Annotated in this window: 11 protein-coding genes; 3 read left to right on the plus strand and 8 right to left on the minus strand. The window is 63.4% G+C overall.

The window, feature by feature from the left end:
* Positions 1-29: 29 nt before the first annotated feature.
* Positions 30-1571 (plus strand): alkaline phosphatase D family protein, encoded by a 1542-nt coding sequence (locus tag ACMGT0_RS05635; protein WP_416771809.1) that lies wholly within the window; start codon positions 30-32, stop codon positions 1569-1571.
* A gap of 61 nt (positions 1572-1632) precedes the next feature.
* Here the strand turns inward: ACMGT0_RS05635 and ACMGT0_RS05640 are convergent, their stop codons facing one another.
* The 3 genes from ACMGT0_RS05640 to ACMGT0_RS05650 all read right to left on the minus strand — a co-directional run bounded on the left by ACMGT0_RS05640 (position 1633) and on the right by ACMGT0_RS05650 (position 7586).
* Positions 1633-2376, minus strand: a complete 744-nt coding sequence (locus ACMGT0_RS05640; RefSeq protein ID WP_081009904.1) for a hypothetical protein — start codon at positions 2374-2376, stop codon at positions 1633-1635.
* 224 nt (positions 2377-2600) lie between these two features.
* On the minus strand, positions 2601-5126 hold the full coding sequence (locus ACMGT0_RS05645; RefSeq protein WP_416771811.1) for a PepSY domain-containing protein: 2526 nt from the start codon (positions 5124-5126) through the stop codon (positions 2601-2603).
* A gap of 180 nt (positions 5127-5306) precedes the next feature.
* Positions 5307-7586 carry a TonB-dependent receptor gene (locus ACMGT0_RS05650; RefSeq protein ID WP_054058520.1) on the minus strand — a complete coding sequence of 760 codons (2280 nt, stop codon included), beginning with the start codon at positions 7584-7586 and terminating at the stop codon, positions 5307-5309.
* A gap of 218 nt (positions 7587-7804) precedes the next feature.
* Between ACMGT0_RS05650 and ACMGT0_RS05655 the strand changes: the two genes are divergently transcribed.
* Positions 7805-8485: a Fe2+-dependent dioxygenase gene (locus tag ACMGT0_RS05655; RefSeq protein WP_054058521.1), complete on the plus strand. Its 681-nt coding sequence runs from the start codon at positions 7805-7807 to the stop codon at positions 8483-8485.
* Between the two features lie 3 nt (positions 8486-8488).
* Positions 8489-9277: a tetratricopeptide repeat protein gene (locus ACMGT0_RS05660; protein ID WP_054058522.1), complete on the plus strand. Its 789-nt coding sequence runs from the start codon at positions 8489-8491 to the stop codon at positions 9275-9277.
* A gap of 191 nt (positions 9278-9468) precedes the next feature.
* Here ACMGT0_RS05660 and ACMGT0_RS05665 read toward each other — a convergent pair whose 3' ends face one another.
* The 5 genes from ACMGT0_RS05665 to ACMGT0_RS05685 form a co-directional block, all read right to left on the minus strand.
* A complete protein-coding gene (locus tag ACMGT0_RS05665; protein WP_054058523.1) occupies positions 9469-10632 on the minus strand; it encodes a type III PLP-dependent enzyme in 1164 nt (387 codons plus the stop codon).
* Positions 10633-11109: 477 nt separating this feature from the next.
* Entirely contained in the window at positions 11110-12267 is a 1158-nt protein-coding gene (locus ACMGT0_RS05670; protein WP_054064150.1) for a betaine/proline/choline family ABC transporter ATP-binding protein, read from the minus strand.
* Positions 12264-12917, minus strand: coding sequence for an ABC transporter permease (locus ACMGT0_RS05675; RefSeq protein WP_054058525.1), 654 nt, complete (start codon positions 12915-12917; stop codon positions 12264-12266). Before ACMGT0_RS05675 ends, ACMGT0_RS05670 begins: the two co-directional genes overlap by 4 nt.
* A 9-nt stretch (positions 12918-12926) precedes the next feature.
* On the minus strand, positions 12927-13820 hold the full coding sequence (locus ACMGT0_RS05680) for a glycine betaine ABC transporter substrate-binding protein (protein WP_054064151.1): 894 nt from the start codon (positions 13818-13820) through the stop codon (positions 12927-12929).
* A 14-nt stretch (positions 13821-13834) separates the two neighbouring features.
* Entirely contained in the window at positions 13835-14524 is a 690-nt protein-coding gene (locus ACMGT0_RS05685; RefSeq protein WP_192842710.1) for an ABC transporter permease, read from the minus strand.
* Positions 14525-14712 lie beyond the last annotated feature (188 nt).

The raw sequence follows: 14712 nt of genomic DNA on the forward strand, positions 1-14712 counted from the left end.
AGCGTTTGGCTTTTTTCAGGGAGTGCACCATGAGCGATTTCAATCTCGGACGCCGTCGTGTCATGCAGGCCGTGGGTGCCGGCATTCTCCTGCCGGGCCTGGCCCCGGCGGTGATCGCTTCGGTCAAGGATCGTCCGCAACTGACCGATGGCGTGCAGTCCGGCGACCTGCAGGGCGACAAGGCGATCGTCTGGAGCCGCACCGACCGCCCGGCGCGGATGGTGGTGGAGTGGGACACCCGCAGCGTGTTCAGCAACCCGCGGCGCTTCGTCTCGGCGCTGGCCGACGCCCGTACCGACTTCACCGCCCGGGTCGAGCTCAGCGGCTTGCCGGTCGACCAGGCGATCTTCTACCGGGTACGTTTCGAAGACGCCCAGACCGGCGTCTCCAGCGAGCCGTGGTTCGGCCACCTGCGCAGCGTGCCGCAACAACGCCGTGACATCCGTTTCGTCTGGAGTGGCGACACCGTCGGCCAGGGCTTTGGCATCAACCCCGACATCGGCGGCATGCGCATCTATGAAGCCATGCGCCTGCGCCTGCCGGACTTCTTTATCCACAGCGGCGACACCATCTATGCCGACGGTCCGATCCCGGCGCAGATCACCACGGAAAGCGGACGCATCTGGCGCAACATCACCACCGAGGCCAAGAGCAAGGTCGCCGAAACCCTCGACGAGTTTCGCGGCAACTACCGCTATAACCTGATGGACGACAACCTGCGGCGGTTCAACGCCGAGGTGCCGCAGATCTGGCAATGGGACGACCATGAGGTGACCAACAACTGGTCGCCGAGCAAGCAACTGGACGAGCGCTACAGGAACAAGGCTATCCACAGCCTGGTCGGGCCCGCGCGCCAGGCCTGGCTGGAATACGCGCCGCTGCGCCGGCAACTGGCCGACGGCGGTGGGCGGATCTACCGCAAGCTCGGCTATGGACCGATGCTCGATGTGTTCGTGCTCGACATGCGCAGCTACCGTGGACCGAACGATGACAACCTCGGAGGGGAAAAGGCCTTTCTCGGTCGTGAACAACTGGAATGGCTCAAGCGTGAACTCAAGGGATCCCGGGCGCAGTGGAAGGTCATCGCCGCCGACATGCCCATCGGCCTGGGCGTGCCGGATGGCGAGGTCAGCCCCGGGGTGCCGCGCTGGGAGGCGATTGCCAACGGTGACCCGGGCCCGGCCCAGGGGCGTGAACTGGAGGTCGCCGAACTGCTCGGCTACCTGCGTGCGCAAAAGGTCCACAACACGGTCTGGTTGACCGCGGATGTGCACTATTGCGCCGCGCACCACTACCACCCGGACCGTGCCGCGTTCCAGGATTTCGAGCCGTTCTGGGAGTTCGTCGCCGGGCCGCTGAACGCCGGCAGCTTCGGGCCCAACGTGCTGGACAAGACCTTCGGCCCACGGGTGGTGTTCCAGAAGGCGCCAGCGGTGCAGAACAGTTCACCGTTCGCCGGTTTCCAGTTTTTCGGCGAGGTGAATATCGACGGCCAGAGCGGCGAGATGAGTGTGGTGCTGCGGGATCTGGATGGGGTGGCGGTGTTCGAGCAGAAGCTGCAGCCGGTCTGAAGCCGGCTGCACGGGGGGCACAAAAATCAACACGGGTTTACAGTGCTGGGTTGGCGTGCCTCTATTGGAGGAAAGTGCGGATATGGTGCAGTTCAGCTGACTTGACCGTGGCAAAGGGTTGGGGGGGATCATTCCGCCACTGCTTTTCAAGGAGGGCTCTCTCGTGTTGAAAACAATCGAGTCGCTTAGACTCTTCGGGGTTCATATGGTCTGATACAAACGCAATTATCTTTTTCTCGGCCATCGCAAAAATCTTTTCGCGCAAGACTGGATGCTTAAAGATATGTGCGTGCTCCCTGAGTATTAAATCTTTCAAGGGGTTTAACAGGGGGTTGGCGCCGCTGCCTGCCCCTCTGGGCACAAAGACACCTTGCTTGTTCGCTTCTCCCGGCAAGCCGACTTTCCAGGCCAAACGGCCTAGTTGCTGCTTGAAACTGAGCGCCTGGTCGGATGGCATCTTTTGCTTGTCGACCAGTTTTTCACAGTTGTCATGGATCAGCGTAAAGCACCCCGCAACCAACTCCTCGCGATTTTTGGGGTCTGTCGGATCTATTTGATCTTTGAGATTGGCGACCGCCCTATCGACCATTTTGTTGATGTCGGGCCTCGGTAACAGCAGGTATGAGTATACCTCCGAGGGTCTTTCGTTTGGGGCGGGAGCAGAGCGAGTGAGTGTTCCAAGTTGCATTGAGCCAGATTTGTTGGATACAGATTGCACCCCATCTCCCACTCTGCAGGCCCCACCTTTTACCAACTTGCCGGTATCGTTCACAGACGAACGAACCGTTGCTGTTATACCGAGCATCCTACTTAACCTTTATCTTTGTCGTGCCGAACGCACGACAGGGAAGTGTATTTAAGGGATGTCAATCAGGTCGGGCTTATCAAAAAGGCTCAAGCGGGAAACTATCCTGTCCATTGTTCGGAGGTTGGGACGTCGGCTACGACCGGAGTCCCGTCGGTCTCACATCAGTTATCGAAGTGCCTGCCGTCAGAGTCTCTGACGGCACGGATAGGAAGGGCGAGCGTTTAGTAGACATCCCGGCGATAGCGCCCCTGCTCGATCAGCCGTTCGACCTGTTCGGCACCGAGCAGCTCCACCAGGGTCTGGTCGACGCCGGAGGCCATTCCCTGCAGGCTGCCGCAGATGTAGATCGCCGCGCCTTCGGCGAGCCAGCGGCGCAGTTCGTCCGCAGCCTCCCGCAGGCGATCCTGCACGTAGACCTTGGCCTGCTGGTCGCGGGAGAACGCCAGGTCCAGGCGAGCGAGATCCCCCCGGGCCAGCCAACCCTGCAACTCCTCCCGGCAGTAGAAATCATGGGCCTGGTTGCGTTCGCCGAACAGCAGCCAGTTGCGTTGTTCACCGTCGGCGATGCGTGCCTTGAGCAGGCTGCGCAGTCCGGCCAGGCCGGTGCCATTGCCCAGCAGGATCAGCGGGCACGGTGCCTCCGGCAGATGGAAGCCGCTGTTGCGCCGCAGCCGCAGGCTGATGGCGGCGCCCAGGGCCGCATGTTCGGTCAGCCAGCCGGAACCCAGGCCAAGGCTGCCATCGGCGTGCCGCTCCTGGCGTACCAGCAGTTGCAGTTCGCCGTCGCTGGCGATGGAGGCAATCGAATACTCGCGTTGCGCCAGTGGCACCAGCGCATCGACCAGCGCCTGGGCATGCAGGCCGACTAGGTGCCCGCGATGGTCCGGGAGCTGGCGGCTGGCCAGGGCCTGGGCGAGGGTTTCCGAGAGGCCGTCGAGCTGCACCGGGCTGGCGGCATCGAGGCCCAGGCCGCCGAGGAAATGCGCGACCGCGGCGCTGCTCTGGCGTGGCAGGACTTCCACCAGGTCACCGGCTTGCCAGGTGCTTGGTGTGGGCGCGGTCAGGCTGAGCAGGTAGACCCCGGAGCCGCTGCTGCCCGGGTTGAGCAGTTCGCGCCGGCTGAGGGTCCAGTTGTCGAAGCGCGGCGCCTGCCAGGCCGCCACGGGCGCAGCACCGGTGACCTGGCTGAGCTGTTGTTGCCAGTAGCGCAGCGCGTACGGGTCGCCGCTGTCGACTTCCACCGGAGCGAACAGCGTCTGGCCGCCACGGGCGTCGAGCCAGCGGTGCAGGCGCCGGGCGAAGCCGCAGAAGTTCGGGTACTGGCGGTCCCCGAGTGCCAGGACCGCATAGTTCAGGTCATCGAGGGCCAGGGCCTGGCCGAGCACCTTGCGCTCGAAGCCGCGGGCGCTGTCCGGCGCTTCGCCGTCGCCAAAGGTGCTGACGACGAACAAGGCATGGCGTGACTCGCACAGTTGCCGTTCGCCGACTTCGGCCAGAGGCTGGACCCGTACCGACAGGCCGGCCCCCTGCAACTGGCCGGCGGTCTGCCAGGCCAACTGTTCGGCGAAACCGCTCTGGCTGGCGAAACCCACCAGCCAGTCGCAGGCGTTGTCGCCGTTCTGGCCGAGTCCTTCGCGGGCCTTTTTCACCGCCTGTTTCTTGCGTCGTCGATCCAGGTACAGCAGCCAGCCGGTGACGAAGAACAGGGGCATGGTCAGGCTGGATACCGTCAGCAGGATCCGTCCGGTGACACCGAAATAGCTGCCGACATGCAGCGCGTAGATGCTGGTCAGCAGTTGCGCCTTGAGGCTTTTGTCGGCGTAGCGGAAGTGCTCGCGGATGGTACCGGTGGCCGGATCCAGGTTGATCTGGTTGAGGGCGCGATCGTGGGGCGAGTCCTGCAGCATGTAGTACACGGTGGCCGGCTGGCCGGCCACCGGTGGCATGCGGATGTTGTAGGCGCTGAGGCCGGGGCCGGCAGCCTGGCGGATGCTGGCCCAGATCGCGTCGTAGTCGGCGCTGGGCGCCGGGCCTGCCGGTGCCGGGCCACGGCCGCCCCGGCGCTGCTGGGCCGGGGAGTCGGACATCAGTTTGTTCAGGCCGTTGGCGTACCACTCGTAGGACCAGTACAGGCCGGTCAGTGCCGACAGCAGGTAGAACACCAGGCACCAGGTGCCGGCCACCGAGTGCAGGTCCCAATTGAAGGCACGGCCCTTTTTCGCCCAGTCGAGGGTCAGCCAGGCGCGCCAGTCGAGGGCCTGGCGCGGCCAGCGCAGGTACAGGCCGGACAGGCAGAAGAACACCAGCATCAGGGTGCAGGCCCCGGTGATCTGGCGGCCGGTATCGCCCATGGCGAGGAACCGGTGCAGTTGCAGCATCAGGTTGAAGAAGTCCTGGCCGACGGCGTCGCCCAGGTAGTCGCCGGTATAGGGGTCGAAGTAGCGCAGTTGCCCGCGACGTTCCCCCGGCGGGGCGGTGAAGAACACCCGGGCGGCCTCGTCACCATGGGGCTCGACCCACAGCATCGCAACACGCTTGCCCTCGGTGGCCTCGAGCTTGCGTACCAGCTCGGCAGGGGGCAGGGCCTCATGATCGGGGACCTCGACCTGCAGCACCGAGGGGTTGAGCAGGCGCAGCAGTTCGTCCTGGAAGGACACCACGGCACCGGTGATGCCCATGAAGGCCAGCACCAGCCCGGCGGTGATGCCGAACAGCCAATGCAGTTGGAACAGTGTTTTTTTCAACACGATGACCGCCTTGCTCAATCAAACCGATTCTTCACGGCGCGCATTATGCCGTGTGTGCGAATGCGACAAATTCATATTGGTTAGCTTTTTACAAATATTGCGCTACACAGCGCTACAACGGACCTGACGCACGAAAGCCCCGCTCACGGGCATGAGCGGGGCTTGCGGCTACGCATCCACCTAGAAGTGGAAGCTGGTGGTCAACAGGGCGGTACGACCGGGCGCCTGGTTGGCGAAGTGGGTCGAGAAGGCCTTGTCGTAATAGGTCTCGTTGGTCAGGTTCTGCACGTTGAGTTGCAGGTCGATGTTCCGGGTCAGCTTGTACGCGGCCATGGCGTCGTAACGGGTGTAGGACGGCACGTAGACGGTGTTGCCGGCATCGCCGTAGACCTGGTCGACATAGAAGGCGCCGCCGCCGAGGGTCAGCTTGGGCATGACCTCGTAGGTGGTCCACAGGCTGAAGCTGTTCTTCGGCGTGTTCGGCATCTGGTTGCCGCTGGCCTGGGCGGCACCGGCGGTGACCGCACCGTTGCGACCGGTCAGGCCGGCGTCGACCAGTTCGCTCTTGAGGTAGCTGTAGCCGGCGAACACCTGCCACTTGTCGGTGATCTTGCCGCTGGCCGACAGCTCCACGCCGTCAACCCGGGATTCGCCGGCGTTCTGGTAGATGTTCTGGGCGACCAGGATCCGGGTGTTTTCCTTCTCGGTGCGGAAGATCGCCGCGGTCAGGGACAGGCGGTCGTGGAACACGTCCCACTTGGTGCCCAGCTCGTAGTTGGTGGTGGTTTCCGGTTCCAGGTCGCTTTTGAGCACAAGGTTGTTGCCGGCGGTCAGCGGGTTGCCGTCGCTGCCCTGGCCGAGCATTGCGCCTGGTGGCGTGGCCGAGGTGGCGTAGGACACATAGATGCTGCCGTTTTCCACCGGTTTCCACACCAGGCCGCTCTGCCAGTTCCAGAAATGGCTGTCGTTACTGGTCTTGCCGGTCGTGGTGTTTTTGGCCTCGGTCTTGAACGAGTCATAGCGCAGGCCGACGTTGAGCTGCCATTTCGGGTCCAGCTCGATGGTGTCGAAGGCGTAGGCCGCGCGGGTGTCGCCGGTGGTGTCGGTGCCCGCGTAGTTGCGGGTGATGGCGCCGGTCCAGGCATCGTTCGGATTCGGGTTGCTCAGCGAAGTACAGCTCGGTGTCGTGCCCGGGTTGCAGACCTTGGCGGTGTTGCCTGCCACGTTGTAGCTGCTGACCTGGCTTTCCTCGCGGCTGAATTCGACACCGGTGGAGTAGCTGTGCTTCATGCCCAGCAGTTGGAAGTTGCCGAACAGGTCGGTCTGGTTGGTGGTGGTCTCGGTGTTCGACACCATGGTGTTGGCGCGGCGCCAGACGGTGCCGTAGCGGTTCACGTTGAATTTGCTGTCGTCCGGCTGGGTCAGGATGTAGTCCTGGCCGGTGTTGCCGTGACGCAGGGTGTTCTTGAGGGTCATCGCATCGTTCAGGTCGTGCTCGAAGGCGAAAGTGCTGATGTCGGTGCGGGTCTTGCGGAAGTCGCGGTCCTTCAGGCCGTAGAAGTTGCTGCTGTCGCCGCCGTCGTTCGGTTTGTCGTGGACGTGGGCGGTGGCGGTCGCCGAACCGTAGCCGTAGGGAATGCCCGAGTCCGGCAGGTCGTCGCTCTGCATGTGGTAGTAGCTGAGGTTCACGCGGGTGTCGGTGCCCAGGCCGAAGCTCAGCGAGGGGGCGACGCCCCAGCGGTCGTAGTTGATCGAGTCGCGGCCGGCGACGTTCTGCTCGTGGCTCATCAGGTTCAGGCGGAACGCGGCGCTGTCGAGGAACTGACGGTTGACGTCGAGGACGTAGCGGCGGGTCTGATCGGAGCCGTAGGTGAAGCCGCCGTTGGTGAAATCGGCCTGCTTGGGCTGCTTGCTGACCAGGTTCAGGCTGCCGCCGGCGGAGCCGCGGCCACCGAAGGAGGAGTTGGGGCCCTTGCTCACCTCGATCGATTCGATATCGAAGATTTCCCGCGATTGTGCGCCGGTGTCGCGCACGCCATCGACGTAGGTATCACCCTGGGCATCGAAGCCACGGATGAACGGCCGATCGCCCTGCGGGTTGCCGCCTTCGCCGGCGCCGAAGGTGATGCCCGGGACGGTGCGCAGGGCATCCTGCAGCGAGGTGGCGGCGGTGTCCTTCAACACCTGCTGCGGCACCACGGTGACCGAGCGCGGGGTGTCGACCAGGGGCGCGGTGTACTTCTGCGAAGAAGCTTTTTCGACCTGATAGGAGGTTGACTCCTGGGCTTCGCCTGTCACGTTGGTGGCACCGAGCGAGAGCACGTTGCGCTGAGCCTTGCTGTCGGTTTCCTCGGCCGCCTGGGCCAGGTGCGCAGCCGAGGTGGCGGTGATGGCCATGCCGATCGCCGAGGCGAGCAGACGTGGTGAACCGTTCGGTATTTGTCGTTGTTGGCGTGACATCGGAAGTGCCCTCCCCAGGGTTTTGAGGCGGCGGAATATAGGGTAAACAAGTATTTGTATCAATTGCGATAAATTGCTATTCGCAGATAATTTACATTCTTTACAAATTTTCCTTACGGTTTTTACGCTCTCGTTCGTCGGCGTTGCCGAACGGCGTTTTACAGGTTCAATAAGAATCAAATACCATTGCGATAATTTCTCTTTAAGGTATCTCCCTCATGCTGTTGCACATCCCTGGCGTGTTCTCCCGCGAAGAGGTGCTGCGCATTCGCGAGGCGCTGGAACAGGCCGATTGGGCCGATGGCAAGGTCACCGCGGGGTATCAGTCGGCCAAGGCCAAGCACAACCTGCAACTGTCCGAAGGGCATCCGCTGGCCAAGGAGATCGGTGCGGCGATGCTGGAACGGCTGTGGAAAAACCCGCAGTTCATGTCCGCGGCGCTGCCGCACAAGGTGTTCCCGCCACTACTGAACTGCTACACGGCGGGCGGCAGTTTCGACTTTCATATCGACAACGCGGTACGCCAGCCCAGGGGCAATCCGGAGCGGGTGCGTACCGACCTGTCGTCCACGCTGTTCTTCAGTGACCCGGACGAGTACGACGGTGGCGAGCTGGAGATCCAGGACACCTACGGCACGCGGCAGGTCAAGTTACCGGCCGGTGACCTGGTGCTCTACCCGGGCACCAGCCTGCACAAGGTCAACGCGGTAACGCGTGGGGCACGGTATGCGGCGTTCTTCTGGACCCAGAGCCTGGTCCGCGAGGACAGCCAGCGCACCCTGCTGTTTGACATGGACAATGCGATCCAGAGCCTGACCCGTGACGTGCCCGATCACCCGGCCCTGATCCAGCTGACCGGTACCTATCACAACCTGCTGCGTCGCTGGGTCGAGGTGTAGGCGATGGGCTTTCAGTTGCGCCGCGAAGAAGTGCTCGATGGCGAGTCGTTGAAGGCCATGCTGGAGGAGAATCCGGCCCGCGCCGCGCAGGCCATTCTGCTGGCGGCCGGCGAGGGGATCGTCGAGGCCCAGGCGCTGCTGGGGCAGATTCTCCTGCAGGGGCAGGGCATCGAGCAGGACCCGGCGCTGGCCGTGCGCTGGTTCGGCATCGCCGCCAACGCCGGTCACGCGATGGCGCGCAACATGCTTGGACGTTGTCATGAGCATGGCTGGGGTTGCGAGGCCGACGCCCGGCAGGCGGCACGGCATTATCGGATGGCTGCCCAGGCCGGTCTGGATTGGGGCCTGTACAACTATGCCAACCTGCTGGCGACCGGGCGTGGGGTGGCCGAGGATCAGGTCCAGGCGCTGGCGTGTTACCGGCGTGCCGCCGAGAGGGGGCATGCCAAGTCGATGAATCTGCTTGGGCGTTATCTGGAGGATGGACGGTTCTGTCCGGCCGACCCGGCGGCGGCCCATGGGTGGTATCGGCGTTCGGCCGAGGCGGGCGATTTTCGCGGGCAGTTCAGCCATGGGGCGGTGCTCGCCGATCAGGGCCAGGTCGAGGCGGCCCGGCAGTGGCTGGAGCGGGCATTGGAGGGGGGCAATCTGAAGTTTCTCCGGGTCAGTCGCCAGGCGCTGCTGGCGGCCCGTGATCCGACGATTCGGGCGATGGCCCTGGCCTATCACCAAAGGGCGGCTGAGCTGGGTGATGAAAGCGACCGCGCTGCCTTGCAGGCCTTTGAGGGATAGCACTGTTTCCCTGTTTGCGAGCAAGGCTTGAGGGCCTCTTCGCGGGCAAGCCCGCTCCCACAGGTTGTGTAACTTGTAGGAGCGGGCTTGCCCGCGAAGAGGCCAGTCGGTCCTTGCACATGGCCATGGAGGCCCACAAACAAAAAAGCCCGTGACGAGCACGGGCCTTTGGGTCTCGCAGGGGCGAGCAGTTACACGTAGAACGATTTCAGCGGTGGGAAACCGTTGAATTCGACGGCGCTGTAGCTGGTGGTGTAGGCACCGGTGGACAGCCAGTACAGGCGGTCGCCGGCAGCCAGGTTCAGGGGCAGGCCGTACTTGTAGTTCTCGTACATGATGTCGGCGCTGTCGCAGGTCGGACCGGCGATCACCACTTCTTCCACTTCACCGTTCTTCTCGGTCCAGATCGGGAACTTGATCGACTCGTCGGTGGTTTCGATCAGGCCGGAGAACTTGCCCACGTCGGTGTAGACCCAACGCTCCACGGCAGTACGCGACTTGCGCGCCACCAGCACCACTTCACTGACCAGGATACCGGCGTTGGCGATCAGCGAACGGCCCGGCTCCAGGATGATTTCCGGCAGGTCGTCACCGAAGTCTTCCTTGAGGAAACGGATGATTTCCTCGGCATAGGTTTCCAGGCTGTTGGTACGGGTGATGTAGTTGGCCGGGAAGCCGCCACCCATGTTGATCAGCTTGAGTTCGATGCCGTCTTCTTCCTTCAGGCGTTCGAAGATCACCTTGACCTTGGCGATCGCCGCATCCCACACGCTGATGTCGCGCTGTTGCGAACCGACGTGGAAGGACACGCCGTAAGGCACCAGGCCCAGGTCGCGGGCGAGGATCAGCAGGTCCATGGCCATGTCGGTCTGGCAGCCGAACTTGCGCGACAGCGGCCAGTCGGCCGTGGTCGAGCCTTCGGTGAGGATCCGCACGTAGACTTTCGAGCCCGGAGCGGCCTTGGCGATGTTGCGCAGGTCGGCTTCCGAGTCGGTGGCGTACAGGCGCACGCCCTTCTCGTAGAAGTAGCGGATGTCCCTGGATTTTTTGATGGTGTTGCCGTAGCTGATGCGGTCGGCGCTGACGCCCTGACCCATCACTTTGTCCAGTTCGTAGATCGAGGCGATGTCGAAGCTCGAACCCTTCTGGTTCAGGAGGTCGATGATCTCGACCGCCGGGTTGGCCTTGACCGCGTAGTAGACCTTGGCGAATTCGAAACCGGCCCGCAGGTCATCATAGGCCTGGGCGATCATCTGGGTATCGATGACCACGAACGGGGTTTCCTGCTTGTCGGCGAATGCCTTCATTTTCTTGAAAGTATCGCGCGCGAAATAGTCTTCGACCTGGATCGACATACGTGGGGGACTCCTAGTGGCAAACGTGAGTTATCAATGGGTGCAAATGAACGTCCTCCGTATCCCCACTTTGGTTCGCCTACTTCCCAAGGCATTGCCGCCGAAAGCAAAAAGGCCATGGGATCAACCGCTTCCCTTGGCCTCGCTGTCTCGTCGTCAGTACTTGAGCCGGATGGATCGTTTCCAGCATGGACGTTCGGCGCGAACTTTAGGACTTGAGGGGCTTTAGATCAACTAAAAATGTCGCGTTTTTGCATGCGTTCGTCGCGTGACCCGGATCAGCCATCTATTTAACCGACCCGGATGACAGTCTGATGTTCCCCTTCAGTGACCGATGGTTTACGTCTAGCCCCGCCTGTATCACCACGCAGGTCAGGTAGGAGCCGGGCTTGCCCGCGAATGGGCCCTCAAGATCGCCAAAGGCTTCGCGGGCAAGCCCGGCTCCTACAGGGGGCGGCGGTGAAGCAGGGGGCGTGCTCAGGCCTCGACCAGTTCCGCCGGCGAGACGATGCTGGTCTTGGCCCCGCGCGAACGCCCGGAACTCAGGTAGGCGGCGATCGATTCCTGGGTCACTTCGCCGAGGAATACCCGCTCGGCATCCAGTACCGGCAGCCACGCCCGGTTGAACTCGTACATGCGCGACAGCAGGATACGCAGGTGTTCGTCGTAGGCGGCGGTGGCGTTGAACTCGCGCAGGAACTGGCCGCAGTCGCCACTCTGGCGGTGCAGGTCGCGGCGGCGCACGTAGCCCAGGGCCTTGTTGTCGGCGTCGGTGACCACCACGTAGCGACGGTCATGCTCGTCCATCAGGTCCAGGGCCTCGGCCACCGGCGTTTGCGGGCTGACCGACGGCGCGTTGTCCGCGGCATCTTCGGCCTTGACCAGCAGCAGGCGCTTGAGGGTGCTGTCCTGGCCAACGAAGTGGCTGACGAAATCATCCGCCGGGTGCGCCAGCAGGGTGTCGGGGTGGTCGATCTGAATCAGCTTGCCGCCACGGAAGATGGCGATCTTGTCGCCGAGCTTGAGGGCTTCGTCGATGTCGTGGCTGACCATGATCACGGTCTTGTTCAGCGCCCGCTGCATTTCGAAGAACTCGTTCTGGATCATTTCCCGGTTGATCGGGTCGACCGCGCCGAACGGCTCGTCCATCAGCAGCAGCGGTGCCTCCGCCGCCAGCGCGCGGATCACGCCGATGCGCTGCTGCTGGCCGCCGGACAGTTCCCGTGGATAACGATGCAGGTACTGCTTGGGTTCGAGCTTGATCATGTTCATCAGCTCGCGGGCCCGCTCGTGGCATTTGTGCTTGTCCCAGCCGAGCAGGCGCGGGACCACGGTGATGTTTTCCTCGATGGTCATGTTCGGGAACAGACCGATCTGCTGGATCACGTAGCCGATGTTGCGGCGCAAGGTCACTTCGTCCAGGGCGGTGGTGTCCTCGCCGTTGATCAGTACCTTGCCCGAGGTCGGCACGATCAGCCGGTTGATCATTTTCAGCGTGGTGCTCTTGCCGCAACCGGACGGGCCGAGAAACACGCAGATCTCGCCTTCGTTGACGGTCAGGCTGACGGAGTCGACGGCCTTGACCGCCTTGCCATTGCTTTGAAAGGTCTTGCTCAGGTCTTGAAGTTCGATCATTTCAGGAGTCCTTTTGGAGTCAATGTGCGTTGCAGGCGCTGCAGCAGCAGGTCGGCGACGATGGCCAGGACGCTGACCAGCACCGCGCCGACCAGCAGCATCGACATGTCGCTGCGGCTGATGGCCGCCAGGATGAGTACGCCGAGGCCGCCGGCGCCGATGGTGGCGGCGATGGTCATGACGCCGATGTTCATGACCACGGCGGTGCGCACGCCGGCGAGGATCACCGGCACGGCGATCGGCAGCTCGACCATGCGCAGGCGCTGGCCGAAGGTCATGCCGATGCCGCGGGCCGCCTCGCGGATACCCGGTTCGACGCCGGTCAGCGCCAGGTAGGTGTTGCGCATGATCGGCAACAGGGAATAGAGGAACACCGCGGTGATCGCCGGCAGTGGGCCGAGGCCCTGGCCGAATTTCGAATAGAACGGCAGCAGCAGGCCGAACAGCGCGATCGACGGAATGGTCAGCAGCACCGTGGCGCTGGCCTGCAGGGGGCCGGCCAGGGTCGGGAAGCGGGTCATCAGCACGCCCAGCGGCACGCCGAAGACGATGGCCAGGCTCACCGCGATGCCGACCAGGGTGATGTGCTGCCCGGTCAGGTGCAGCACCTGTGACCAGTCCAGATGGGAAAAGGCGTTGAGAAAGTCCATGTCTTCTCCTCAGTGGATGGGGTGTTGGCGCAGGAAGTCGGCGGCCACGGCGGAGGGGCTCTCATGGCCGACGTCGACCCGGGCGTTGAGCTGGCGCATGGTTTCGTCGTCGAACAGCTCGGCCAGCGGCTTGAGGTCGGCGGCCAACTGCGGGTTGGCGTCGAGGACGGCCTGGCGTACCACCGGTGCGGCGGTGTAGTCCGGGAAATAATGCCTGTCGTCTTCCAGCAGCTTGAGCTTGAAGGCGTTCAGCCGGCCGTCGGTGGTGTAGACCAGGCCGGCGAACACCTGGCTGTTGCGCAGGGCGGTATAGACCAGCCCGGCGTCCATCTGGCGGATGGTGCGGCGGTCGAGGTTCATGCCGTACAGCTTGACCATGCCGGCCAGGCCGTCGGAGCGGTTGGCGAACTCGGTGTCCAGAGCCACCAGGTGATGCGCGTCGGCCTCATTGCGCAGCACCTCGGTCAACTGGCTGATGCTGTTGATCTGCGGATACTGCTGCGCCACTTTCTGCGGCAGGGCCAGGGCGTAGGTGTTGCTGAACTTCGACGGAGTGAGCCAGACCAGGCCCTTTTTCGCGTCGAGTTCCTTGACCCGGGCGTAGGACTGTTCGCTGTCGAGCTTTTCCGTCACATGGTTGTAGGCCACCAGCGATACGCCGGTGTATTCCCAGAGCAGATCCAGTTGCCCGCTTTCGTGGGCGCTGCGGGCCAGGTTGCTGCCCAGGCCGCCGGTGACCTGTGTGTCGTAGCCCTTGCTGCGCAGGTATTGCGAGGTGATCTCGGCGAGCAGGGTCTGCTCGGTGAACACCCGGGCGCCGATACGGATCAGCGGTTTGTCGGCGGCCTGGGCCGTGCCCGCGAACAGCAGGGCGCAGGCGAGGAGAATGCAGAGTCTTTTCATGTCGTTTCCTTTGCTCAGGCCGGGCGCAGCCCGCGCTCCAGCCAGAGGCGGCTGGCCAGGGTCACCAGGGCGTCGAGCAGCAGCGCCAGCAGGGCGGTGCAGGCGGCACCGAGGATCAGTTGCGGCTGGTTGTTCAGGGCGATGCCGGGGAAGATCAGGCTGCCCAGGCTGTTGGCACCGATCAGGAACGCCAGTGGCGCGGTGCCGACGTTGAGCGCCAGGGCCACCCGCACGCCGCCGATGATGATCGGCACGGCGTTGGGCAATTCGACTTTCCACAGCACCTGGCGCGGGGTCATGCCGATGCCGGTGGCGGCCTCCTTCAGCGAAGCCTCGACGTTCTTCAGGCCTTCGTAGGTGTTGCGCACGATCGGCAGCAGCGAGGCGAGGAACAAGGCCAGGATCGCCGGCCCGGCGCCGATGCCGAGAATCCCCAGAGCGATGGCCAACACCGCCAGCGGGGGCACGGTATTGCCGATGTTGAAGACCTGCATGAAGCGTTCGGCCCGCGCGGCCATGGCCGGGCGACTGAGCAGGATGCCGGCGGGAATGCCGACGACGAGCGCCGCGAACATCGAGGCGAGCACCAGGTAGAGATGCGCTTGCAGGTAGAACCACAGATCGGCCTGGTAGTGCTCGATCGTGCTGATGCCGATCCAGTGGATCAACAGGGCCAGGAGCGCGATCACTGTCACGCCTCCCATAAGCCCCTTGCCATAGCGATTAGCCACAGATGGACTCCTTTTTTCGGTCGGCGAACACTTCCCCGTGAGGCAAAACCATTCCTGGCTGGCGGAAAAGATGTTCGCGAAGAGCAGCCTTGTCCCGGCCGATAAACGGCCATGGGAAAGGCCATGAGCGCCGCCCTCGTCAGGCTAACTGACTGATTTTT

The sequence above is a fragment of the Pseudomonas sp. RHF3.3-3 genome (genome assembly GCF_048069595.1).
GTDB lineage: Bacteria > Pseudomonadota > Gammaproteobacteria > Pseudomonadales > Pseudomonadaceae > Aquipseudomonas > Aquipseudomonas fuscovaginae_B.